20 protein-coding genes are annotated in these 22,340 nt (G+C 61.2%); 10 read left to right on the top strand and 10 right to left on the bottom strand.

Annotation, left to right across the window (positions count from 1 at the left end; all coding sequences use genetic code 11):
- Positions 1-182 precede the first annotated feature (182 nt).
- Positions 183-1,115 carry a transaldolase gene (gene tal / locus ACP7D4_RS24805; RefSeq protein WP_426104586.1) on the top strand — a complete coding sequence of 311 codons (933 nt, stop codon included), beginning with the start codon at positions 183-185 and terminating at the stop codon, positions 1,113-1,115.
- Positions 1,116-1,533: 418 nt separating this feature from the next.
- Here tal and ACP7D4_RS24800 read toward each other — a convergent pair whose 3' ends face one another.
- A complete protein-coding gene (locus tag ACP7D4_RS24800; RefSeq protein ID WP_426104587.1) occupies positions 1,534-2,145 on the bottom strand; it encodes a TetR family transcriptional regulator in 612 nt (203 codons plus the stop codon).
- 156 nt (positions 2,146-2,301) lie between these two features.
- Between ACP7D4_RS24800 and ACP7D4_RS24795 the strand changes: the two genes are divergently transcribed.
- The 4 genes from ACP7D4_RS24795 (at position 2,302) to ACP7D4_RS24780 (ending at position 9,154) form a co-directional block, all read left to right on the top strand.
- Positions 2,302-3,546, top strand: a complete 1,245-nt coding sequence (locus ACP7D4_RS24795; protein WP_426211905.1) for an efflux RND transporter periplasmic adaptor subunit — start codon at positions 2,302-2,304, stop codon at positions 3,544-3,546.
- 15 nt (positions 3,547-3,561) lie between these two features.
- Positions 3,562-6,723, top strand: a complete 3,162-nt coding sequence (locus ACP7D4_RS24790; protein ID WP_426211904.1) for an efflux RND transporter permease subunit — start codon at positions 3,562-3,564, stop codon at positions 6,721-6,723.
- Positions 6,716-8,104 carry an efflux transporter outer membrane subunit gene (locus ACP7D4_RS24785; RefSeq protein WP_426104591.1) on the top strand — a complete coding sequence of 463 codons (1,389 nt, stop codon included), beginning with the start codon at positions 6,716-6,718 and terminating at the stop codon, positions 8,102-8,104. The genes ACP7D4_RS24790 and ACP7D4_RS24785 overlap by 8 nt, the downstream gene beginning before the upstream one ends.
- An 84-nt stretch (positions 8,105-8,188) precedes the next feature.
- Positions 8,189-9,154, top strand: a complete 966-nt coding sequence (locus tag ACP7D4_RS24780; protein WP_426211902.1) for a M28 family peptidase — start codon at positions 8,189-8,191, stop codon at positions 9,152-9,154.
- A 269-nt stretch (positions 9,155-9,423) separates the two neighbouring features.
- Here the strand turns inward: ACP7D4_RS24780 and hemW are convergent, their stop codons facing one another.
- On the bottom strand, positions 9,424-10,662 hold the full coding sequence (gene hemW / locus ACP7D4_RS24775) for a radical SAM family heme chaperone HemW (RefSeq protein WP_426104594.1): 1,239 nt from the start codon (positions 10,660-10,662) through the stop codon (positions 9,424-9,426).
- Positions 10,659-11,243 carry an RdgB/HAM1 family non-canonical purine NTP pyrophosphatase gene (gene rdgB, locus ACP7D4_RS24770; protein WP_426104596.1) on the bottom strand — a complete coding sequence of 195 codons (585 nt, stop codon included), beginning with the start codon at positions 11,241-11,243 and terminating at the stop codon, positions 10,659-10,661. The genes hemW and rdgB overlap by 4 nt, the downstream gene beginning before the upstream one ends.
- Before the next feature lie 162 nt (positions 11,244-11,405).
- Between rdgB and ACP7D4_RS24765 the strand changes: the two genes are divergently transcribed.
- Positions 11,406-12,335 (top strand): DUF3616 domain-containing protein, encoded by a 930-nt coding sequence (locus ACP7D4_RS24765; RefSeq protein WP_426211901.1) that lies wholly within the window; start codon positions 11,406-11,408, stop codon positions 12,333-12,335.
- Positions 12,336-12,355: 20 nt separating this feature from the next.
- On the opposite strand, the gene ACP7D4_RS24760 is transcribed toward ACP7D4_RS24765, so the two are convergent.
- Complete coding sequence (locus ACP7D4_RS24760; protein ID WP_426104599.1) at positions 12,356-12,682, bottom strand: hypothetical protein; 327 nt, start codon at positions 12,680-12,682, stop codon at positions 12,356-12,358.
- 3 nt (positions 12,683-12,685) lie between these two features.
- The gene (locus ACP7D4_RS24755; protein ID WP_426104600.1) at positions 12,686-12,928 is read right to left on the bottom strand and encodes a hypothetical protein; all 243 of its coding nucleotides are present in this window, start codon (positions 12,926-12,928) and stop codon (positions 12,686-12,688) included.
- A gap of 92 nt (positions 12,929-13,020) precedes the next feature.
- Here ACP7D4_RS24755 and ACP7D4_RS24750 point away from each other — a divergent pair, with 92 nt between their 5' ends.
- Positions 13,021-13,395 (top strand): winged helix-turn-helix transcriptional regulator, encoded by a 375-nt coding sequence (locus ACP7D4_RS24750; RefSeq protein ID WP_426104601.1) that lies wholly within the window; start codon positions 13,021-13,023, stop codon positions 13,393-13,395.
- Positions 13,396-13,526: 131 nt separating this feature from the next.
- Here ACP7D4_RS24750 and ACP7D4_RS24745 read toward each other — a convergent pair whose 3' ends face one another.
- The 5 genes from ACP7D4_RS24745 to ACP7D4_RS24725 form a co-directional block, all read right to left on the bottom strand.
- Complete coding sequence (locus ACP7D4_RS24745; RefSeq protein ID WP_426104602.1) at positions 13,527-14,567, bottom strand: hypothetical protein; 1,041 nt, start codon at positions 14,565-14,567, stop codon at positions 13,527-13,529.
- 110 nt (positions 14,568-14,677) lie between these two features.
- Positions 14,678-15,181 carry a hypothetical protein gene (locus ACP7D4_RS24740; protein WP_426211899.1) on the bottom strand — a complete coding sequence of 168 codons (504 nt, stop codon included), beginning with the start codon at positions 15,179-15,181 and terminating at the stop codon, positions 14,678-14,680.
- A gap of 34 nt (positions 15,182-15,215) precedes the next feature.
- Positions 15,216-15,944 carry a ribonuclease PH gene (gene rph / locus ACP7D4_RS24735; RefSeq protein WP_426104605.1) on the bottom strand — a complete coding sequence of 243 codons (729 nt, stop codon included), beginning with the start codon at positions 15,942-15,944 and terminating at the stop codon, positions 15,216-15,218.
- 16 nt (positions 15,945-15,960) lie between these two features.
- A complete protein-coding gene (locus ACP7D4_RS24730; RefSeq protein WP_426104606.1) occupies positions 15,961-16,911 on the bottom strand; it encodes a PP2C family protein-serine/threonine phosphatase in 951 nt (316 codons plus the stop codon).
- Between the two features lie 16 nt (positions 16,912-16,927).
- Entirely contained in the window at positions 16,928-17,920 is a 993-nt protein-coding gene (locus ACP7D4_RS24725) for a serine/threonine protein kinase (RefSeq protein WP_426104607.1), read from the bottom strand.
- Positions 17,921-18,027: 107 nt separating this feature from the next.
- Here ACP7D4_RS24725 and ACP7D4_RS24720 point away from each other — a divergent pair, with 107 nt between their 5' ends.
- The 3 genes from ACP7D4_RS24720 to ACP7D4_RS24710 all read left to right on the top strand — a co-directional run bounded on the left by ACP7D4_RS24720 (position 18,028) and on the right by ACP7D4_RS24710 (position 22,321).
- Positions 18,028-18,915 (top strand): YicC/YloC family endoribonuclease, encoded by an 888-nt coding sequence (locus ACP7D4_RS24720; protein ID WP_426104608.1) that lies wholly within the window; start codon positions 18,028-18,030, stop codon positions 18,913-18,915.
- A 249-nt stretch (positions 18,916-19,164) separates the two neighbouring features.
- A complete protein-coding gene (locus tag ACP7D4_RS24715) occupies positions 19,165-20,703 on the top strand; it encodes a M64 family metallopeptidase (protein ID WP_426211897.1) in 1,539 nt (512 codons plus the stop codon).
- A gap of 130 nt (positions 20,704-20,833) precedes the next feature.
- On the top strand, positions 20,834-22,321 hold the full coding sequence (locus tag ACP7D4_RS24710) for a family 43 glycosylhydrolase (RefSeq protein WP_426211895.1): 1,488 nt from the start codon (positions 20,834-20,836) through the stop codon (positions 22,319-22,321).
- Positions 22,322-22,340: the final 19 nt, after the last annotated feature.

Genomic DNA, 22,340 nt, shown 5'->3' with positions numbered 1-22,340 from the left:
CCTGTCACCTACCAAGTGTCCCGAGTCGGAAGTTCGTTGTATAAATATTCCGACAATCCCCACGATGCTGCGTCAAAAATGCTCGCAAGGCCCCGGCCTTGCTCCGCTTTTGTTCCTTGCCTCATAGCGATTTCGGAACATTTATAATCAACGAACTTCCAACTCAGGACACTAGCGCGCACATGAACCAGCTCGAACAACTTAAGCAATTCACCACCGTCGTTGCCGACACGGGCGACTTCCAATCCATCAAACAGTTCACGCCGCAGGACGCGACGACCAATCCGTCGCTGATTCTGAAAGCGGTGCAAAAGCCTGAATACAAGCACTTGCTCGACCATGCCGTCAAGGAGTATCCCGGCATGTCGATTGACGACGTGATCGACCGCGTGCTGGTCGCTTTTGGCATGGAAATTTTGAAGATCATTCCGGGGCGCGTCTCGACCGAGGTGGACGCGGCCTTGTCGTTCGATACCGAGGCCACTGTCGCCAAGGGGCGCGAGCTGATCGCGCTGTACGAGGCTGCCGGCGCGGGACGCGAACGCGTGCTGATCAAGATCGCTTCCACCTGGGAAGGCATTCGCGCTGCGGAAATTTTGCAGAACGAGGGCATCCGCTGCAACATGACCTTGCTGTTTGCATTGCCGCAGGCAATTGCCTGCGCCGAAGCAGGTGCGCAGCTGATCTCGCCATTTGTTGGCCGCATCTATGATTACTACAAAAAGTCGACTGGCATCGATTACATGGGCGCGGAAGACCCGGGCGTGCAGTCGGTCAAGCGGATTTACGCTTACTACCGCAAGTTCGGCTACCAGACCGAAGTGATGGGTGCAAGTTTTCGCAATACGTCGCAGATTCTGGAATTGGCCGGCTGCGACTTGCTGACCATCAGCCCGGACTTGCTGCAAAAACTGGCGGAGACCGAAGGTACGGTCGAGCGCAAGCTCAGCAATGATGCAGACGCGGCGTCGATCAAGGAAGTGGCGCTGGATGAGAAAACCTTCCGCTTCATGATGAATGAAGACGCCATGGCCACCGAGAAGCTGGCCGAAGGCATTCGGGCCTTCTGTGCCGATTCCGGTAAGCTCAAGCAAATTATTGCCGGGATGCGGTGACGGGTACACACTGAGCGAGCAATCCACATCGTCCTCGCGCACGCGGGGACCCATAGAACCGACGAGTCACAGTTTCATTTACACGAGCTGGTCACTGTAACTCATTGACTCGAACAGAACTATTAGCATCCGTTCTATGGGTACCCGCCTGCGCGAGTACGATGTTGTTCTCGTTTTCGAGCGCGCAAACTTCGCAATTTCTGTCGCGCCGACTAATCTCAACGCGTTTTACTCCACCCTCTTTGGGAGGACCATGTGGTATAGGTTTTCAGATCGGCAAATGTCGCGATTGTGTGCAATATCCTCGTCCGCAAGGACGAAATGGCGGCATGCATTCTCCGGCGTTCCTGAGAACGAGGTGGTGCCACGCACACTCCCGCGTTCCTGAGACCCATGTAGCGCACTCTCCCGTATTCCCTCACACCCGCAAGCCGTCCAGGTGCGTCCCCACAATCTCCCCACCCAGCTTCACCAAATCAAACGGCGGACCGATCAGCCAATTCCTGATCAAGCCTTCCACCAGCACCCACAGCCCCAGCGCCACCGCATTCGGCCTGGCGTCCGGCTTGACCTGCCCCTTCTTGATCCCGATCCGCACCCGGCTTTCGGCGCGCCGGATCCAGTCGGCCTGGTTGAGCGAGCGCCGTTCGCGCACCACCGTCATCTCATCGGTATATTCCAGCTTCAACGTGGCGATTTCAAACGTGCGGCGCGCTTTCGGGTCTTCCACTGTCAAACGGAAAACCCGCTCGGCATACTCGCGCAGGTCGCCCAACGGGTCGCTGCTGTTGGGCTGATCGAGCAGCTGCATGGCCGATTCGAGCGGCATGGACGCGCATTCCATCATGGCGTTGAACATCGCGCCCTTGTCCTCGAAATGCCAGTAAATCGCCCCTCGCGTCACGCCCGCCGCAGTTGCGATATGCTGCAACGTGGTACCCGATACGCCGCGCTCGGCAAATAGCGCCGCAGCAGCCTCGAGGATGCTGCGGCGCGTTGCCAGCGCGTCCTCTTTCGTCTTGCGAACCATTACTTCTCCAAACTTTAGGCACCGAAAACAATAAACATACATTCGTGATAGTATATTACGAATCATATAAAGCAGTGTTTAGTTGAATCACGCCGTCAAATTGCTGTGCCGTAAATACAACTAATCGCTATTATCAATCAAAAGGATGTCCACGTAATGCGCCACGCTTCCCTCCTCATTCCGCCTCCGACTCCGACCCCGCCCCCGACCGTCAAGCGGATCGCCGCCACCACGCTCGCCGCGCTGCTGCTCCTTTCCGCCTGCGGCGACAAGACTGCTGGCGCCCCCGGGCCAGGCGGCCCAGGCGGCCCCAAGCCACCCCCGGAAGTAGGCGTCGTCACGGCCAAGCTGCAAGCGGTGGTGCTGCAGACGGAGTTGCCCGGCCGCGTGGAGCCGGTGCGCGTTGCCCAGGTGCGCGCCCGCGTCAACGGCGTGGTGCTCAAGCGCTTGTTTACCGAAGGCAGCGAAGTCAAGGCCGGCCAGTCGTTGTTCCAGATCGACCCGGGGCCGTACGCCGCTGCGCTCAACAGCGCGCGCGCCAACCTCGGCAAGTCCCAGGCCAACCTGACCCAGGCGGCGGCCCAGGCCGCGCGCTACAAGCCGCTGGTCGAGGCCAATGCCGTCAGCAAGCAAGAGTACGTGAACGTGGTCGCGGCGCAAAAAACGGCCGAAGCCGATGTGGCCGCCGCGCGCGCGCAAGTGCAGATTGCGCACATCAATGCCGGCTACGCCAACGTGACGGCGCCTATTGCCGGGCGCATCGGGCGCGCGCTGGTGACCGAAGGCGCGCTCGTCTCGGCCGCTGAAGCCACCCAGCTCGCACTGATCCAGCAAACCAGCACCGTCTACGTCAACTTCACCCAGTCGGCCTCGGAACTGCAGCGTTTGCGCAAAGCTTCCGGCCAAAAGTCCCTTGCCGGCGGCACCACCCCGGTCACCATCATGCTTGACGACGGTTCCGAATTGCCGCAAAAGGGCAAGCTGCTGTTTTCCGACGTCAGCGTCGATCCGACCTCGGGCCAGGTCACGCTGCGCGCCGAGGTACCGAACAGTGATGGCACCTTGTTGCCGGGCCAGTACGTACGGGCCCGCATTGCGCAATCGTCCTTGCCGGCCGCCATGCTGGTGCCGCAACAAGCCGTGACCCGCGGTACCCAGGGCGACACCGTCATCATCGTCGGTCCCGACGGCAAACCCGGCCCGCGCCCGATCAAGATTTCTACCCAGCAGGGAAGCAACTGGGTCGTTCTCGACGGCATCAAGGAAGGCGAACTGGTCGTCGTCGACGGCTTCCAGAAAATGCAGGCGCCCAACATGACGGTCAAGCCGGTGCCGTGGACCGCGACCGCCCCTGCCGCTGCCCCTGCCGCTGCCGCCGCCCCTGCCGCCGCCACCAAATAAAGACAGGACTTCTCCATGGCTCGCTTTTTTATTGAACGCCCCATCTTTGCGTGGGTGATCGCGCTGTTCATCATGGTGATGGGCGCCGTGGCAATCACGCAATTGCCTATTGCGCAGTATCCGGCTGTTGCACCACCGGCAATCGTCATCAATGCCGCCTACCCGGGCGCGTCCGCACAAACGCTGGAAGACTCCGTCATCAGCGTCATCGAACGCGAAATGAACGGTTCGCCCGGCTTGATCTACATGGAATCGAACAGCCAGGCCAACGGCACCGGCACCATTACGCTCAGCTTCCAGACCGGCACCAATCCCGACCTGGCCCAGGTGGACGTGCAAAACCGGCTGGCGCGCGCCACCCCGCGCCTGCCGCAGGCCGTGGTGCAGCAGGGCGTGCGCGTAGACAAGGCGCGCTCGAACTTCCTGATGTTTACCATCCTGTCGTCGGACGACCCGAAATGGGATCCGATCGCGCTGGGCGACTATGCGTCGCGCACCGTGTTGCCGGAAATCCAGCGCATTCCCGGCGTCGGCCAGGCGCAATTGTTCGGCACCGAGCGCGCCATGCGCGTGTGGATCGATCCGGCCAAGCTGGTCGGCTTCAACCTGTCGCCAACCGACGTCAACAATGCAATCCGCCAGCAAAATGCGCAAGTCTCGTCCGGCACCATCGGCGACTTGCCTAACGTGGGCGGGCAATTGATTACGGCTACCGTCGTGGTCACGGGCCAGCTGAGCAATGTCGAACAATTCGGCAATATCGTACTGCGCGCCAATCCGGACGGCTCGACCGTGCGCCTGAAGGACGTAGCCCGCATTGAAATCGGCGGCCAGAGCTACGCCACGTCCGCGCGCCTGAACGGCAAGCCCTCGACCGGCATCGGCATCCAGCTCGCGCCGTCCGGCAACGCCCTGGAAACAGCCAAGCTGGTGCGTGAGCGCATGACCCAATTGTCCAAGTACTTCCCGACCGGCATGACCTACGCGGTCCCCTTCGACAGCTCCGCTTTTGTGGATATTTCGATCCGCCAAGTGGTAGAAACGCTGATCGAAGCGGTGATCCTGGTGTTCCTGGTCATGTACTTGTTCTTGCAAAATTTCCGCTACACCTTGATTCCCACCATCGTGGTGCCGGTTGCCCTGCTCGGTTCGCTGGCCACGCTGCTTGCGCTCGGCTTTTCCATCAATGTGCTGACCATGTTCGGCATGGTGCTGGTGATCGGCATCGTCGTCGATGACGCCATCGTTGTCGTCGAGAACGTCGAGCGCATCATGAGCGAAGAAGGCTTGTCGCCGCTGGAAGCCACGCGTAAAGCAATGGGCCAGATTTCCGGCGCCATCATCGGCGTGACCGTGGTGCTCATTTCCGTGTTCGTGCCGCTGGCGTTTTTTGGCGGTGCAGTAGGCAACATCTATCGCCAGTTCTCGGCCGTCATGGTGTCGTCGATCCTGTTCTCGGCCTTTATGGCGCTCTCGCTCACCCCCGCCCTGTGCGCGCACTTCCTCAAGCCGGTTGAAGCGGGCCACCATCATGCCAAGACCGGTTTATTTGGGTGGTTCAACCGCGGCTTTACCAAAACGGCCAAGAACTACGAAGGTTTTGTTGCCAAGACACTGCGCCACACGGGGCGCGCAATGATCGTGTTCGTGGCCGTGATTGCGGTCGTGGGCTTGCTGTTCGTGCGCATGCCGAACGCTTTCCTGCCGGCCGAAGACCAGGGCTACATCATCGCCAACTTCCAGCTGCCGCCGGGCGCCACGCTCGAGCGCACCGGCAAGGCGCTGCGCGAAGCGGAAGACTTCATCCTCAAGCAGCCTGAAGTGGCCAGCATGGTGGGCGTGCAAGGCTTCAGCTTTTCCGGTTCCGGCCAGAATATGGCGCTGGGATTTATTACGCTCAAGAACTGGAAAGAGCGCAATGGCGCCGGCCACAGCGCACAAGACATTGCCGGGCGCATTTCCGGACGCATGTCGACCGTGCGCGACGCCTTCATCTTCGCGATCAGCCCGCCGCCAATTCCCGAACTGGGCAGCAGCACCGGCTTTTCTTTCCGCCTGCAAGACCGCGGCGGCTTAGGTCATGACGCCCTGTTGGCTGCTCGCAATCAATTGCTCGGCATGGCGTCGCAAAGCGCCGTGCTGGCAGGCGTGCGTCCGGAAGGACTGGAAGACGCGCCGCAAGTGCAGCTCGATATCGACCGCGACAAGGCCAATGCGCTGGGCGTGTCGTTTGACGCCGTCAATGCCGCCATTTCGACCTCGCTCGGATCGAGCTACATCAATGACTTCCCGAACGCCGGCCGCTTGCAGCGCGTGGTGGTCCAGGCCGACGCGCCGAACCGCATGCAGCCTGAAGACTTGCTCAAGCTGAGCGCCGTCAATACGCGTGGGCAGCAGGTGCCCTTGTCGGCCTTTGCCACCACGCGCTGGATTACCGGCCCCATGCAGACGGTGCGCTACAACGGCTACCCGACCATGCGCATTGCCGGCGACGCCGCCAAAGGGCGCAGTACCGGCGACGCGCTGGTTGAAATGGAACGCCTGGCGGCGCAGTTGCCGCCCGGTTTTGCTTTCGAATGGACCGGCCAGTCGCGCGAAGAGAAACTGTCCGGCTCGACTGTCTTCATCTTGCTCGGCTTTGCCTTGCTGGCCGTGTTCCTGTCGCTCGCGGCGCTGTATGAAAGCTGGTCGATCCCGGTCTCGGTGCTGATGGTGGTGCCGCTGGGCGTTTTGGGCGCGCTGCTGGCGGCCAGCAGCCGCGGGTTTTCCAATGACATTTACTTCAAGGTGGGCTTAATTACCATCATTGGCCTGGGCGCCAAGAACGCCGTGCTGATCATTGAATTTGCCAAGGACTTGCAGGCGCAAGGCAAGTCCGCCGCCGAAGCCGTGATCGAAGCGTGCCACCTGCGCTTCCGTCCGATCCTGATGACCTCGTTTGCCTTTATCCTCGGCGTATTGCCGCTGGTCGTGGCCAGCGGCGCCGGATCGGCCAGCCAGCGCGCCATCGGTACCGGGGTGATGGGCGGCATGGTCACGGCCACCGCCCTGGGCATCTTCTTTGTACCGGTGTTCTTCGTACTGGTACGCAAATTGTTTAAGGGAAGCGAGCGCCAGCGCAAGAAATATGCGCACGAAGAAGCCGCCGCTCCTGCTGTCGAGGTCAATCATGGTTAAGCGCTCTGTTCTCACCGCCGCGCCGCTGGCGCTGGCCCTGGCCCTGACCGGCTGCATGTCGCTCGCGCCCAAGTACCAGCGCCCCGCCGCACTCGTTGCACCCAGCTTCCCCATCGCCGGCGCTGCGTCCAGCCAGGCGGCGGACTCGATCGCGTGGCAAGGTTTTTTTGCCGATGCGCGCCTGAAGCAATTGATTGGTCTGGCGTTGACGAATAACCGCGACTTGCGCGTGGCCATCCTCAACATCGAACAGGCGCGCGCCCAGTTCCAGATTCGTCGCGCCGATCTGCTGCCCTCGGTCGGCCTGGGGGTGTCGGGCAGCCGCGCGCCCGGTCCAAATGACAGTACCACCAGCAACTACAGCGCGGGGTTCGCCGTCAGCTCCTTCGAGCTCGACTTGTTCGGGCGCGTTCGCAGCCTGAACAATGCAGCGCTGGCGCAGTTTCTTGCCACCGAAGAAGCACGCAAGGCCACCCACATCAGCCTGATTGCCTCGGTCGCCAACGCTTACCTGGCCACGCTGGCCGACGACGAATTGCTGGCCCTGACGCAAAAGACGCTGGAAGCGCGCGGCGAATCGCTGCGCCTGATCCAGCTCAAGTACGACAATGGCGTGGTGTCCAAGCTGGACTTGCAGCAGGGCTTGTCGCTGGTCGACAGCGCCCGCGTCACGCTGGCCCAGCAACAACGCCAGCGCGCGCAAGACCTCAATTTACTCACGCTGCTAATCGGACAAACCTTGCCCGCCAACCCCGCGCCCGGCAACACGCTGGCGGCAACGGCACTGAGCGAATTGCCGTCCGGATTGCCGTCCGACTTGCTAACCGTGCGGCCCGACATTCGCGCCGCCGAGCAGCAACTGATTGCCGCCAACGCCAATATCGGCGCCGCGCGCGCCGCGTTTTTCCCGCGCATTTCGCTGACGGGCAGCGCGGGCAGCGCCAGCGGCGAGCTGAGCGGCTTGTTCAAGAGCGGCTCGTTCGGCTGGTCGTTCGCGCCGCAAATGGTGTTGCCGATTTTCGATTATGGCCGCAACCAGGCCAACCTCGGCAGCGCGCGCGCGGGGCGTGACATCGCCGTCGCCCAATACGAAAAGACGATCCAGTCGGCATTTCGGGAAGTCGCCGATGCGCTGGCCGGGCAAGCGACCTACGGCGAACAATTGCGCGCGCAGCGTTCGGTGGCCGAGGCCGAGCAGGAGCGTTTCAATCTGTCGGACTTGCGCTATCGCAGCGGCGCCGCCAGCTATCTGGACTTGCTCGATGCGCAGCGTTCGCTGTTCAGCGCGCAACAGGCGGCGGTGCAGGCCAATTTGGCGCGCTTGCAAAACCAGGTCACGCTGTATCGCGTCCTTGGTGGGGGCTGGACGGGGACGCAATAAGCACCGGCGGCGCGGGCGGCTTCGCCCTCGCCGCCCTGAACTAATCGCTGGCGCAGCAGTCCTATCCTTCAACGAGGACTGTTCATGCCACCCCATTTCATCAAATTAATCTTTATCCTGGCCGTGCTAGTGATCGCCACCATGGCGGCCGCACCCACCCCGCCATCGCTGGACGCGCGGCTCGCCCACCATGTGGGTCGGGTCGCCACGGTCGAACACAACACCGGCAAACCAGCCGCGCTCGAAGACGCCGCCACCTATATCGAAACCACCCTCGCCGCGCTGGGCTACAACGTCAGGCGCCAGCAATACGGCTATAACGGCCAGACGGTGCGCAACCTTGAAGTGTCCCTCATCAACAGTGCCGGGCGCAAGGCGCCGGACCGCATCTTCATCATCGGTGCGCATTACGACTCGGCGCCCGGCGCGCCTGGCGCCAACGACAATGGCAGCGGCAGCGGCACGGCCGCCGTGCTCGAACTGGCGCGCATGCTCAAGGGCATCCACCTCAGCCAGGGCACGGAATTGAAGTTCGTATTTTTCGTCAACGAGGAACCTCCCTACTTTGGCGGCCGCGGCATGGGCAGCTGGCAGCACGCCAGCGATTTACGCGCGCGCGGCCAGCCGGTGGCGGCGGCGCTGATATTGGAAACCGTCGGCTATTATTCGCAGGCCGGGGGCAGCCAGCGCTATCCGCCGGGACTGGAAAATCGCTACCCAAACACGGGCAATTTTATTGCTTTTGTGGGGACGCAAGCGTCGTCGGAACTGGTGCGCAAGGCCTTGGCCGCGTTTAAGGCCGCGTCCCCATTCCCGGCCGAGGGGTTGGCGGCGGCATCGTATGTGGAGGGCGTGACGTGGTCCGACCATACTTCCTATAACCGTCATGGCTACCCGGCCATCATGATTACCGACACGGCTTTCCTGCGCTATCCCTACTATCACACGGCCGACGACACACGGGACAAGCTCGATTACCCGAGCATGGCGCGGGTGGTGGAAGGGTTGGCGAAAGTGATCGAGGGGATTGCGGCGCCGGTTCGCATGTAAAAGGTGTTGATATCATTGGGCTGTCCGACACCGCAAGCAAAGCTTCCCCTACATCGCGCGAACCAAGCTTCCCCTTCATCGCGCGAACAAAGCTCCGGCTACATCGTCCTCGCGCGGGGACCCATGGAACCGTTGCTCTGTTGAACCGTTCCTTGGGTCCCCGCATGCGCGAGGACGATGTGCTGCTGCTGCACCGTCGCCCCTTCTGCAAGCCGCGTACGGGAGGGCGATGTGGAAGGTTCGTCAGCCATTGCCTGCAAGTTCAACAACTACTCGCTTAAAAACATTTGCTGCAAGTCGTTCAAAAAGCGCAACCCCAATTCGGTTGGCCGGATCATTCGGTGGTCCCGGTACAGCAAGCCTTTCGCCTCGGCCTCATTAAGCGTCTTGTCGACTGCATTGATGCCCATTCCCGTACGCTCGCCAAACAGGTTGGGCGAAAATCCGCCCGTCAGGCGCAGCGTATTGAGCATGAATTCAAAGCCCATGTCGTCGCGCCCGATCTCATGCTCCTCCTGCACCGGATTGCCCGCGCGCGCCGCCTCCATGTAGGCCTTTGGCTGCTTGAACCGCGCCTGGCGCAACACCCTGTGCGGAAATGAAATCTTGGAATGCGCCCCGGCGCCAATGCCCAGGTAATCACCGAATTCCCAATAATTCAGGTTGTGCCGCGCGCGCCGTCCGGGCTGCGCATACGCCGATACCTCATACTGCTCGAAGCCGGCCACGCGGGTTTCGCTGGCGATCATGTCCTGCATGTCCGCACTGGCGTCGTCGTCCGGCAAGGACGGCGGATACTTGGCAAACAGTGTATTGGGCTCCATCGTCAAGTGGTAGAGCGACAAGTGCGGCGGCGCGAACGACAAAGCCGTCTCCAGGTCTTGCTTGGCTTCGCCCAGCGTTTGCGACGGCAGCGCATACATCAAGTCCAGGTTGAAATTGTCGAAGTTGGCGTGCGCAATCTCGACGGCGCGCCGCGCTTCATTGTCGTCGTGAATGCGTCCCAACGCCATCAAGTGGCGCGGGTTAAAACTCTGAATGCCGATTGACAGGCGATTGATGCCGCTGGCGCGAAAGGACTTGAATTTTTCAGCCTCAAAGGTTCCGGGATTGGCTTCCATCGTCACTTCGCACGCGCCGTCGAGCGGCAGTAAGGTGCGCACATCCGACATCAAGCGGTCCAGTCCCTTGGCCGACATCAAGCTGGGCGTGCCTCCCCCAATAAAGATCGTGTAAATCTTGCGGCCCCAGATCAGCGGCAGCGACTGCTCCAAATCGAGCCGCACGGCGTCCAGGTATTCCTCTTCGGGAAACGCGCCCTTCGCTTCGTGCGAATTGAAGTCGCAATACGGGCACTTGCGCACGCACCATGGAAAATGAATGTACAGCGACAGCGGCGGCAGCGCCGACAGGTTCAGCGCGCCCGGCTGCAGGTACTGCAAGGCACTGGCGGCTGGCGAACGCGGTGCCGGCTGGGGCTCCCCGCTGATGACTTTGATGGGAATCATTTCAGCTTTTCAACAAGTGCGCGCAAGGCTTGGCCGCGGTGCGACAAGGCATTTTTTTCCGCCGGCGACAATTGCGCCACACACTTGCCCAGCGACGGAATGAAAAAATGCGGATCGTAGCCGAAGCCATTCGTTCCCCGCGCCAGCGGCGTAATTTCACCGTCCCAGCGGCCGTCCGCGATCACCGGCTGCGGGTCGTCCGCGTGGCGCACATAGACCAGCACGCAATAGTAATAAGCCGACTTGTCGGCATGCACCTCAAGATCGGCAATGACCTTGGCATTGTTGCGCGCGTCGGACTTGGGCTCGCCGGCGAAGCGCGCCGACCAGACGCCCGGCTTACCGCCGAAGGCATTGACGCACACGCCGCTATCGTCGGCCAGCGCCGGCAGGCCCGTCAAGCGCGACGCATGGCGCGCCTTTTCCAGCGCGTTCTCGACAAAGGTGGCAAACGGCTCGTCCGCTTCAGGCACGTCGAACTCGCCTTGCGGATGCAGGGTAAAGCCGATAGGGCTGAGAAGTTCGCTGAATTCCTTCAGTTTTCCCGCATTGTTGGAAGCGAGGATCAGGCGTTGGGTCATGTGGCGTTCTCTGGTGGCGATAAGGCAGCCGACATTTTAAGCCCTAACGGGCGCCGGCCAGCGATAAACCAGGCAAGGCATTGTCTGGATGTATGTTCGTAACGCGCCCTGCGGCCCGGGAAGCAGGCGCACCGGCATCCGAAAAATCAGTATCATCTGTGGATGAACAGTCCTTTGCCCACCCCGCCGCCACCGATTTTTTCCGCGCACTCCCCATTCGAGGATGCATTTGTTTATTACGGCATGTGCGACGCTTCCGCCGCGGCGGCGCTTGGCACCGATCTCTTCGTCGTGGCCAATGACGAGCGCAACGAACTCCTGGTTTACCGGCGCGGCGTGGCCCGCCCCGTGGCCGAAGTCGATCTCTCCCCGTTCCTGGGCACTAAAAAAGATCAGGAATCGGACCTCGAAGGCGCAGCGACAATTGGCGAGCGCATCTACTGGATTTCGTCGCACGGGCGCAACAAAAAAGGCAATCACCAGGAAGGCAGGCACCGGTTCTTTGCCACGCAATTGCGCAACGGCGTCGTGGTACCGATGGGACAGCCCTACGCCGGCTTGCTGGCCGACCTGGTCGCCGCGCCCCATCTGCAGCGCTATGCGTTTGCCCAGGCTTCTGGCCTTTCGCCGGAAGCGGACAGTGCGTTCAACATCGAAGGCCTGGCCGCCACCTTGCAAGGAGGCGTACTGATTGGCCTGCGCAATCCCGCTCCGCGCGGCATGGCGCTGATCATCCCGCTGCTCAATCCAGCGCAGATCATCGACGGCGCAGCAGCCGTGTTCGGCGAAGCGATCGAACTGGACCTGGACGGCCTGGCCATTCGCAGCATTGATCTGGTGGCGGACACCTACGTCATCGTGGCCGGCGCCCCGGCAGACCGGGGCCGTTTTGCGCTTTACCGCTGGTCGGGCGACGCAAGCGACCAGCCTGTTGCAGTGGCGCACGCCGACTTCGCCACGCTGCGCCCCGAAGCCATATTCGCCATTCCCGGCACCAGTTCGCTGCAGATCCTGAGCGACGACGGCGGCAAGCACGTCAAGGACACGCCGCAGCGCGATCAAGCATTCAAAAGCGTGACGCTCACCCTCTGATTCGCCCCTTTTGCACCACCCTATGGCGCAGGACTGGTGGCTTGCTCGCCGGCGAAACGGGGAGCAAATGCTTCCAGTTCCACCCTGGTCGCGTTGGTCATGAATAAGACCGCGTGATAGTTGCCAACCAGGGCAATCAGTTCCAAAATCTGCGCTGAAGAATAATGCTCAGCCAATTGATCCCATAGCCCATCCGAGATCGTTGACGTGTCATGCAGCTCGTCCACGGCCAGTAGCAACAGCGCTTCGTGCGCCGGCAAGCCGCTGCCCGCCGGCGCGTTCGCCAGCGTTGCCGCCACGTCGGCCGGGCTCAACGCCGCGGCTTTAGAGAACAAGGCAACATGCACGCCCTATTCATATTCCGATCCGCAGCGGGCGCATGTTCTAAGGATGACCAGCTCGCGAGTGCGTTGATCAATGGAACCCTTGTCCAGCAGATTGCCCGCGAACATGCGTTGCAACACGCGCGGATTGTTTGCCTGCGTACGAAACAACTTGAGCGGCTCCAGGCCAGGCGGCAAGTAGCGGGCGAACGTGTCGGCGATGGCAGCTTCAAAGGGTGCGTCGAGCGGGGCGATTCTGGCGGCGGCCATGGGATTCTCCTGTAGGGATACGACTGATATAATCAGAAATGCTACGAATAGTGTAGCACGACGCTACGCAATATGTAGCAACAGGAGAATTGATGAGTGTTCCAAAACCAGGCCAACCGGTACGCGGCTCCCACACCGGGCGTCCCATCATGGCCTTGCTGGACCTGCTGGGACGGCGCTGGGCAATGCGCATCATTTGGGAGTTGCGCGGCGCTCCGCTGACGTTTCGACAATTGCGCGAACGCTGCGACGCGATGTCGCCCACGGTCCTCAACCAGCGCCTGCACGAATTGCGCGACACCAGCATCGTTGAAACGGCAGCGTCGGGCGGATATTCCCTGAGCCCGGCCGGGGTGAGCTTGCTGCAGGCAATGATGCCTTTACTGAAATGGTCGGAAGACTGGCAGCAGATGCTTGGCGAAACTGGGAATGAGAACGCCGTGACAGAAGAGCAGTCGCGGGCTTGACGATCATCGTTCCAAGGTCAACTCGCCGCTAACATCGCAAGCAGATTCTGCAGTCGGACCACCTCAAAGGGCCCAGACGGGGTGAAGTCTCGTATCGGAAGGGTCGACGGCATCGATCCGTACCTTGAAAATTATTGGGTTAGCGCAGGCCCCGTATACTGCAACACCAAGCCTTTCGGCCCGATCGCCCACCCGGCTGTCGGCGAAGCAAATCCAACCGTGTTGACTGCGGTAAGATCGAGCACTTTCCAGCTCTTGCCGCCATCGCGCGAAAAACCCGATCCGGCCAACCCGGCCGCCACGAAGCTGTTGGGCGCGCCCGGCACGGGCATCACGACCGACATGAAGCCTTCCGGCAAGATCGCCGCCGGCGCCCATGTCGTGCCACCATCCTCGGTGCGCACGCCGTTCAGCGTTGCCAGCTTCGTTTCCTTGTAATCGCCGCCCACGGCCATGCCGGTGCGCGGATTTAGAAAGCCCAGCGAGAACACACCCTTGGTCGGCGCACCAGCCGGAATCGCTACTGTCGCGGCCTGCCACGTCGCGCCGCGGTCGGACGAATGGAACACGCGCGATGTCTTCGCCCCGCCGCTGCCGATCCACACGTCGCCTTTGCCGGCGACCGTCAGGCAGGTGCCGCTGGCGGCAAACGCGCCCTCGGCTTCCAATGCTTCCAGGCCGCTGCCGCGTACTTCGTTCCAGTTTGCACCGCCGTCGGCTGTGACGAGCACCTGGAACTTGCCTTTGACCGGATCGCCGAACAGAATGCCATTGTTCGCATCCCAGAAACTCATCGCATCCCAGAAGCCTTCGGCATACTGGTTCGTTGCCTGCAAGTGCCATGAGGCGCCGCCGTCCGAGGTGCGGTAGATGCGCGAGGCGTCGCCGGGGCCGGCACTCATGATGACCGCGTTCTTCTCGTCGAACGCGTGGAGGTCGCGGAAATCAAGTTTCTCTGCATTGGCGACATTGATCACTTGCCAGCGCACGCCATCGACGGTGCGCAGCACCGTGCCTTGCGTACCGCTGGCCCACGCCACTTTGTCGCTGACGACCGACAGGCCACGCAACGAGGCTGTGGTGCCACTGGCTTGCTGGCGCCACGCCGTTTGCGCCGCAGCACTGCCGCACAGCAGCGACATGATGAACAAGGAGATGATCGACTGACGCATCGTGGTTCGCTTCCAAAAGTTGGCGCCGGGAAAGGCCGCGCCAGCACGGCCCCGCAATAGCAGTGGCCTGTTGCAAAAGTGAAGAAAATTGTTTTGGCTACTAAGCAATATCAGGGAATCAAAACCCGCAAATTCCCCATGATCTGCTTGAACAATGCTGCCGCGGCGTCATTGCCCGGCTCACACACCAGCGTGAAATTGAATATCTTGCGCGATGTAACGTAGCCGAGGTAAAGATACACTTGCTTGTCCGGCAATTGCGCGCTGAGATGCATTTCCAGGGCGCCGCCGCCGGAGAAGGCCTTGATACTGCGGTTCAGTACCGTGACACCGGTACTAACTTTGGTCAGCGCCGCGTGCCGACTGTCGAGGCAGTGTTCGGCAAGGGCTGGCGCCTTCGCTTCGGCAATCTCATACAGATCGGCACTGACGGTAATCGTCGCCTTGTCCTGCTCCGAGTGAAAATTGCAGGCATTCTTTTCGGACGTGGGCGCTTGCAGCCAGTGAGCCGGTAAATTTAGCCGGAATTCGCTGTAGGCATGCTCAACAAGCGCGGCATCCGCTTTCGGCTGCGGCGGCTCTGGCGGCAAGGAAAAAGAATAGGGAAATTTCAAGGCAGCCTTCCGAGGTAGTGGAGTACGGTTGCGCTTAAATACCCAGCGCCTGCTTCTGCAACTTGATAATGTCCGCGATGCCACCCTGCGCCAAATCGAGCAAGCGGTTCATGCCGGCGCGATCGAATGCCGCGCCTTCGGCCGTTCCCTGTACTTCAATAAAATGGCCGGCATCGGTCATCACCACATTCATGTCGGTGTCGCAGCCCGAGTCTTCGATGTAATCGAGGTCCAGCACCGGCATGCCCTGATACACGCCCACTGAAATGGCGGCCACAAAACTGTTGACCGGCACCGCGCCGATCGCGCCCTTGTGCACCAGTTGATGGAAGGCGTCATAGGCTGCCACCATCGCCCCGGTAATGGACGCGGTGCGCGTGCCGCCGTCTGCCTGCAGCACGTCGCAGTCGATCTGCAAGGTACGCTCGCCAAAGGCATTCAAATCAAACGCGGCGCGCAGCGAGCGGCCGATCAGGCGCTGGATTTCCTGCGTGCGGCCCGACTGCTTGCCGCGCGCCGCCTCGCGGTCCATGCGGGTGTGCGTGGAACGCGGCAGCATGCCGTATTCGGCCGTCATCCAGCCCTGCCCTTTGCCCTTTAAAAAGCCCGGCACCTTGTCCTCGATGCTGGCCGTGCAAATGACCTTGGTGTCGCCGCATTCAATCAGCACCGAACCCTCGGCATGCTTGGTGTACTGGCGCGTGATGCGCATTGCGCGCAACTGGTCAACCGCGCGCCCGCTCGGGCGTGTAACAAACGTCATGGAAAGCCTTATTTAATTATTTAATAATCTGGGAGGATTTTTCGATCGCGCCGCGAATCTCGGCAATCGCTTTTTCAATTTCGTCGTCATTGAAGGCGTCCACTTCGCTCGGGTTTTCCGGTTCGGTATTGGCCTGGATGGTGGTGCTGACCAGGTTATCGGGCAGCATCATGGTCGAGATCACGGTGGCCATGCCGTCGGCACTCGAGACCGCCGTTTCCACTTCCGGCGAGCCTTGCCACATGATTGCCAGCGCGGTCGCGTTATCGCCCTTGTCGCCGGCAATCGCGGTGGCGGTCGCGATCATGTCGGGAATGGCGCGCACGATGGTCTGGGTCGACAGGCGGTGCACCAGGTCTTCGTCCGACAGCATCGACCATAGCCCGTCCGAGCACAGCATCAGCACGTCGCCCGACTGCAGGCTCGCGGGGCGCGCGATATCGACCTTGGGCAGCGACGAGGCGCCGATGCAGTTGTACAGCTTGTTGCGGTCCGGATGGCTGGAGCGCTCCGACGGGTCGGCCATGCCTTTGTCGATCAGGTGCTCGATGTGCGAATGGTCGCGCGTGCGGCCCAGGATCTGGCCGCGCCGCAGCCAGTACAGGCGCGAGTCGCCGCAATGGGCCCAGGTGGCGATATTGTGCTGGATCAGGCACGCCACCGCCGTGGTGCGCGGCGTGTCGGGTAAATTGTTGGCGGCGCGGTAGCGGTGAATTTCGTGGTGCGCTTCCATGAACGCTTCTTCGAGAAAGCGCTCCGGCTTTTTGACATACGGCGTCGCGTTTTTCTGGAACAGGTTCGACATCGCCTGCATGAAAATCGAGGCCGCCACTTCGCCGCGCAAATGGCCGCCCATGCCGTCGGCCAGCACCAGCAAGAGCGCGTCGCGCGTAAAGCTGTAGCCCATGCGGTCCTGGTTGACCTTGCGCCCGCCGATCTGGCTTTCCTGATATACGGAAAATTGCATTATATTGACTCTCTCATCAGGTGTTCCTATCGTCAGGCGTTTTGCGCCCCATGCCCATGCGGTCAATCAGGCCGCGCCAGCCGCCAAGCACCTTGTCCGTGGCGCTCGCATCGGCCGCTTTTGGCACGCGCGGCATCGCCAGTTCCTTTTGCAGCGAAAACAAGCTTTGCGGACGCGCCAGCGGATCGAGTTCCAGGCACCATTTCACCATCTTGATCAGCTCGGGCGAATAGTTCGCTTCCAGCTTCAGGTAGTAACCCGGCATCTTGTCTTCGATCTTGCGCTGGTCGGCCGCCTGCGGGGGCGACGCGGCCATGCAGGCGAACATCGAAGCGCCGATACTGTAAATATCGGACCAAGGTCCCAGTGCCGCCGTTTTGGAATACAGGTCGGGCGGCGCAAAACCGGGTGTATACATGGGCGTGAGCTTGGGCACGTCGGCATTGAAGGTCTGGCGCGCGGCGCCAAAATCGAGCACGATCGGGGTGCCATCGGTACGCAAATAAATGTTGGCCGGCTTTAAATCGAGATGCAGCAGCTTGTTGGTGTGCACTTCGCGCAAGCCCGCGCACACGCCAATAAAGATCTGGCGGATGAACGCTTCATTGAGCCGGCTGCCCTTGGCGCCCAGGCGCGCGATTTGCTCCTGCAGCGAATGGCCTGATTCATATGCCATCACCATGTAGACCGTTTCGTTGCCACGAAAGAAATTTAGTACGCGTACCACGTTCGGGTGCGAAATGCGGGCCAGCGCCCTGCCCTCTTCAAAAAAGCACTTCAAGCCAATCCGGAACACCGCCAGATTAGGCTTGGAAATGACGGGCACGAGTTCGCCCGGCTGCCGCAACGCCAGGGCGCTGGGAAGGTATTCCTTGATCGCGACAGCATTCCCGTCGACGTCATAAGCGAGATATACAATACTGAACCCACCGGACGCAATTTTCTTTACAATGCGATATCCGGCAATTTCAAGCCCATCGGGCAATGGAGCGTTATTTTGTGCAGCCATAGGGTTCCTTGCTTAACACGGCGATTGTGTGGATAAAACTGTGCTTTGTAAAGCTAAGATAAAAGTGCAAACGATAAATACCGGGGACTCCATTGAGCATTTCTAGCATGACAGGTTACGCGGTTGCCACGAGCGAAGGCGCGGCTGGCACCCTTACGATCGAAATCAAGAGCGTCAACTCGCGCTTTCTCGATCTGCAGTTTCGCATTAATGATGAGCTGCGCGCCCTGGAGCCCGATCTGCGCGCGGCCATTATGGCCGCAATCACGCGCGGCAAGGTCGAAGCGCGCCTGAGTTTCGGGCGCAAGGTGGCCGGTGCGTCGCAGGTGCTCAACGCGGGCCTGCTGGTCGACCTGGCGCGCCTGCAGGCCGAGGTGACCAAGCACTTTGTTTCGGCTCCCACCATGACGGTGGCCGAACTGCTGCGCTGGCCCGGCGTCATTGAGGAAGCGCAAGTGGGCCAGGAGTCGCTGCAGGCCGACGTTGCCGCCTTGACCATCAAGACCATAGCCGCCTTTGTCGACAGCCGCCGCCGCGAAGGCGCCGCGCTCGAAACGATGCTCGTCTCGCGCATCGATGCGATGGACGTCATCGTCAAGCGCATCACGCCGCTCATTCCGCAAGTCATTTCGCAATTCCAGCAAAAAGCCATCGAACGCATGCAAGACGCGCTCGGACTGGCCGGGCACGGCACGCCGTCGACCTTGACGCGTCAGGAAGCGTTCGAAAGGATCCGCCAGGAAGTCACGCTGTACGGCATCCGGATCGACGTTTCCGAGGAATTGTCGCGCCTGACGGCGCATTTGACCGAAACGCGGCATATCCTCAAAAAAGGCGGCCAGGTTGGCAAAAGGCTCGATTTCATGATGCAGGAATTGAACCGGGAAGCCAACACCCTGGGCGCCAAGGCCTCCGTCAAGGAACTGGCCGATGCGTCGATGGAACTGAAACTGCTCATCGAGCAGATGCGCGAACAGGTGCAAAACCTGGAGTAGCGCGGTGCAGGCAAGCCGGTCGCGTTGACGCATCGGCTTGCTCGCAGCTATCTGCCGCCCGGCAGCGCCTTCCAGCTTCTCTGGTGCGGCCAAGCAACAGTCAATCTTTCCGTCCCGCCGATACCACCCATTCAAAAGTTTCATTTAAGACATTGTCACGTGTTAGTATCGCCATGCTTATAAAGCAATCTTAGGCGAATAGCATGTTTTACAGTCGTCTACACGAACCTTGAAGAATGGAAGATACGAATGAACGGATTTAAATTAGCAGGTCTCACGGCCGCCATGCTGCTGACCTCGCAGCTCGCGCTGGCCGACAACCTGTCGCTGCGCCTGAACTATGCGCAAGGCAAGACCGGTGTAGCATTTCAGGCCACCCACGTCGAAACCGGTAACTTTGCCATCACGCCCAAGCGCGAACACATTGCCGGCCCCAGCTGGCGCCTGGTGAGCCGCAACAGCAAAGGCGTGATCGTCTATGAAACCGAGATCGCCAACAACCTGACTTTCCAAGCGGAAGGCTTCGACCCGAAAACCGGACAGATCGCCGCCGCCCGGACCGTTCAGCTCAATGCGGGTGTGCTGGAAGTGTCCATCCCTTACGGTACCGACGTCGCCAGTATCGAAGTGCTGCCCTCGAACAAGGATCTGGCCGCCTTGGCAAAAGGTGCAAGCGCGCCCGCCGCGCTGGCCAAGTTCGACCGCAATGCGATCAATGGCGCCAAGCTCAAAACGAAGGCCGAGCGACTCAATATGCTGGCCGCGACTGCGGCCGCCGGCGGCACGCCGACCGTCGCCACCATTGTCGACAGCGGGCCGCCGGCACAGCGCATGGATATCGTGCTGCTCGCCGAAGGCTATACGGCCGCCGAGATGGGCAAGTGGCAAATGGATGCGAACCGGATTGCGACAGGCATGCTGAACGATCCAGTGTTCAACAATGCGCGCGCCGGCATCAGCATTCGCCGGGTCGACGTGGCCAGCGTCGAATCGGGCGCCGACGAACCGGACAAGGGCATCTACCGCAGCACGGCCTTTGACGCCACCTACAACTGCGGCGGCGTAGAGCGCTCGATTTGCCTCGACGATAGCAAGGTGCTCGGCGCGGTCAGTTCCGTGCTCGCGCCCGATGCGCGCGACTTCATCGTCATCGTCGTCAACTCGGCGCGCTTTGGCGGCGCCGCCACGATGGGCGTTTCCGCGCGCGTGGCCTCGGACAGCGGCTCGGAGATCGACATGGCCTTGCATGAAATGGGCCATTCGGCATTTTTGCTGGCCGACGAATATGACCTTGGCAACTGCGCCGCCGGCGAACCGGCGGAGCCGGACGTGACACGCAATTTGTCGCGCACCCAAGCCAAATGGGGCAGCAAGATTGCCGGCAGCACGCCCGTCCCCACCCCGATTAACGCGCTGCCGAACGGCACGGTCGGGATGTTTGTTGGCGGCAAATACTGCACAACTGGCATCTATCGCCCGACGGAAAACTCGAAAATGCGCACGCTGGGCCTTCCTTGGCACGCGGTCAACGAAGCCGTACTGAACTCGGTCATCAACAAGTACTATACGGCTTGCCCTAGCCAGTTTTATACCCGCGCGATCGACCCCACTTACGGCGACTCGTGCAGACTGAACGATACCCACGACGGCACCAGCTGTGCTTTCCAGCCGTGGGACACGGCATCGAACCTGCAGGCGGCCGGCTGGACGATTCTCGGCAACACGTGCAAGACCTTCGCGGGTGGCCGCCTGACAACTGTCAGCCTGTTCGTGAAACCAAGGCCGTAATCGGCAGCAAGGCCCGCCGCGATACTTTTTTGCGGCGGGCCGATATAAAAGATCATATTAGACACAGCGTGGGTGCTCCCGGATACTCGTTTGCACGGCCAACCGCGGCCGCAACCGACCGGAGCATGCCATGCACCCACGCCCTACCCGTCGCGGTCACCCCATCAAGGCCGTTTTCTCCATCGGCGTCGCAGCAGCGCTTTTCCTGAGCGCGCCCGCCCAGGCAGCCTCAACGACCTTCATCAACCCGGTCGGGCCGGCCACGCGTTCATCGGCCGACCCGCACGTGGTGCGCCATAGCGACGGAATCTATTACTTCGTTTCCACGTCGCCAGGCTGGGACAGGCTGGAAATTGCCAAGTCCCCAACGCTTTCCGGCATTGGCGTGAGCACGCCCAGGACGGTGTTCGTCAAATCAGGGGCGTGCAGCGGCGCCAGCTGTACCTCCAAGGACTTGTGGGCGCCGGAACTGCACTTCATTGACGGCGCCTGGTATCTGTATTTTTCGGCCGCCGGCAGCGATGACCAGCACCGCGTCTTCGTCATGAAAAACACCAGCGCCGACCCGACCACGGGCAGTTTTGGCGCGCCCGTCAAAGTCGCCGACAGCGACGACAGCTGGGCAATCGACCAGACGGTGGCCCGCATCAACGGCCAGCTCTACATGGCCTGGTCCGATATTTCGGGCGGCGGACCGCAACGCATCAAGATCGCCAAAATGAGCAGTCCGAGCACACTCATTGGCCGCGGCGCGATCATCGCGACGCCCACGTACACATGGGAAACCTCGGGCGCGCCCGTCAATGAAGCGCCGCAATTCATCGTCCACAACAGCAAGGTGCATATGACGTTCTCGGCCAGCGGCTGCTGGACCGACGACTACAAGCTTGGCTTGCTAAGCGCCAACCTGACGGCCGACCTGACGCTGGCCGGCAACTGGAGCAAGGCTGCCGCGCCAATCCTGCAAAAGGGCAATGGCGCTTTCGGTCCCGGCCATAACGGCTTTGCCAAGTCGCCCGATGGCAGCGAAGACTGGATCGTCTACCACGCCAATCCGGCCAGTGGCCAGGGCTGCGGCAATGGGCGCACGACCCGCATCCAGAAAATCACCTGGAATGGCGACACGCCGGTGATCGACGCCCCCGTCGCAGCCGGCCTTCCGCTCGGCCGTCCGGCCGGCGAAGGCAGCGGCACCATCTGGTACCGCATCCGCAACCAGGCCAGCGGCAAGGTCATGAGCATCGACCGCGCCGGCCCCGCGCAAGGCGCTGCGATATGGCAATGGACCAACGTGAACAATACCGACCAGCAATGGTCGCTTGACCCGGCCGGCGCCGGGTACGTCAAGCTGACGTCGCGCTTCAACGGCCAGGTAGCCGATGTTTACAACTTCAGCACGGCGCCAGGCGTGCAGCTCAAGTCCTATCCCGACATTGGCAGCACCAATCAGCACTGGCTCCTGGTACCCGGCGCAAGCCAGCATGTTGGCGTGCGCAACCGCAACGGTGGACTGATGCTCGACAATCGGGACGGCAACCTGGCCGACGGCGGCATCGTCCAGCAATGGACCGATAACGGCCTGGCGCCGCAGCGCTGGCTGTTCGAGCGCATCAATTAGGGTGATGAAGGGGGCCATC

This window comes from Massilia sp. TWP1-3-3 (assembly GCF_049897805.1).
In the GTDB taxonomy this organism is placed as follows: Bacteria; Pseudomonadota; Gammaproteobacteria; order Burkholderiales; family Burkholderiaceae_D; genus Telluria_A.
This window is presented reverse-complemented; position numbering and strand designations above follow the sequence as displayed.

What these genes read in the sequence shown, in the direction of transcription:
- ACP7D4_RS24795 (WP_426211905.1), top strand. Translation starts at nt 2,302, where the DNA reads ATGCGCCACGCTTCCCTCCTCATTCCGCCTCCGACTCCGACCCCGCCC.
- ACP7D4_RS24710 (WP_426211895.1), top strand. Translation starts at nt 20,834, where the DNA reads ATGCACCCACGCCCTACCCGTCGCGGTCACCCCATCAAGGCCGTTTTC.
- ACP7D4_RS24780 (WP_426211902.1), top strand. Translation starts at nt 8,189, where the DNA reads ATGCCACCCCATTTCATCAAATTAATCTTTATCCTGGCCGTGCTAGTG.
- ACP7D4_RS24715 (WP_426211897.1), top strand. Translation starts at nt 19,165, where the DNA reads ATGAACGGATTTAAATTAGCAGGTCTCACGGCCGCCATGCTGCTGACC.
- rdgB (WP_426104596.1), bottom strand. Translation starts at nt 11,243, where the DNA reads ATGACCCAACGCCTGATCCTCGCTTCCAACAATGCGGGAAAACTGAAG.
- rph (WP_426104605.1), bottom strand. Translation starts at nt 15,944, where the DNA reads ATGACGTTTGTTACACGCCCGAGCGGGCGCGCGGTTGACCAGTTGCGC.
- ACP7D4_RS24785 (WP_426104591.1), top strand. Translation starts at nt 6,716, where the DNA reads ATGGTTAAGCGCTCTGTTCTCACCGCCGCGCCGCTGGCGCTGGCCCTG.
- ACP7D4_RS24765 (WP_426211901.1), top strand. Translation starts at nt 11,406, where the DNA reads ATGAACAGTCCTTTGCCCACCCCGCCGCCACCGATTTTTTCCGCGCAC.
- ACP7D4_RS24790 (WP_426211904.1), top strand. Translation starts at nt 3,562, where the DNA reads ATGGCTCGCTTTTTTATTGAACGCCCCATCTTTGCGTGGGTGATCGCG.
- ACP7D4_RS24720 (WP_426104608.1), top strand. Translation starts at nt 18,028, where the DNA reads ATGACAGGTTACGCGGTTGCCACGAGCGAAGGCGCGGCTGGCACCCTT.
- ACP7D4_RS24755 (WP_426104600.1), bottom strand. Translation starts at nt 12,928, where the DNA reads ATGGCCGCCGCCAGAATCGCCCCGCTCGACGCACCCTTTGAAGCTGCC.
- ACP7D4_RS24800 (WP_426104587.1), bottom strand. Translation starts at nt 2,145, where the DNA reads ATGGTTCGCAAGACGAAAGAGGACGCGCTGGCAACGCGCCGCAGCATC.
- hemW (WP_426104594.1), bottom strand. Translation starts at nt 10,662, where the DNA reads ATGATTCCCATCAAAGTCATCAGCGGGGAGCCCCAGCCGGCACCGCGT.
- tal (WP_426104586.1), top strand. Translation starts at nt 183, where the DNA reads ATGAACCAGCTCGAACAACTTAAGCAATTCACCACCGTCGTTGCCGAC.
- ACP7D4_RS24730 (WP_426104606.1), bottom strand. Translation starts at nt 16,911, where the DNA reads ATGCAATTTTCCGTATATCAGGAAAGCCAGATCGGCGGGCGCAAGGTC.
- ACP7D4_RS24750 (WP_426104601.1), top strand. Translation starts at nt 13,021, where the DNA reads ATGAGTGTTCCAAAACCAGGCCAACCGGTACGCGGCTCCCACACCGGG.
- ACP7D4_RS24725 (WP_426104607.1), bottom strand. Translation starts at nt 17,920, where the DNA reads ATGGCTGCACAAAATAACGCTCCATTGCCCGATGGGCTTGAAATTGCC.
- ACP7D4_RS24745 (WP_426104602.1), bottom strand. Translation starts at nt 14,567, where the DNA reads ATGCGTCAGTCGATCATCTCCTTGTTCATCATGTCGCTGCTGTGCGGC.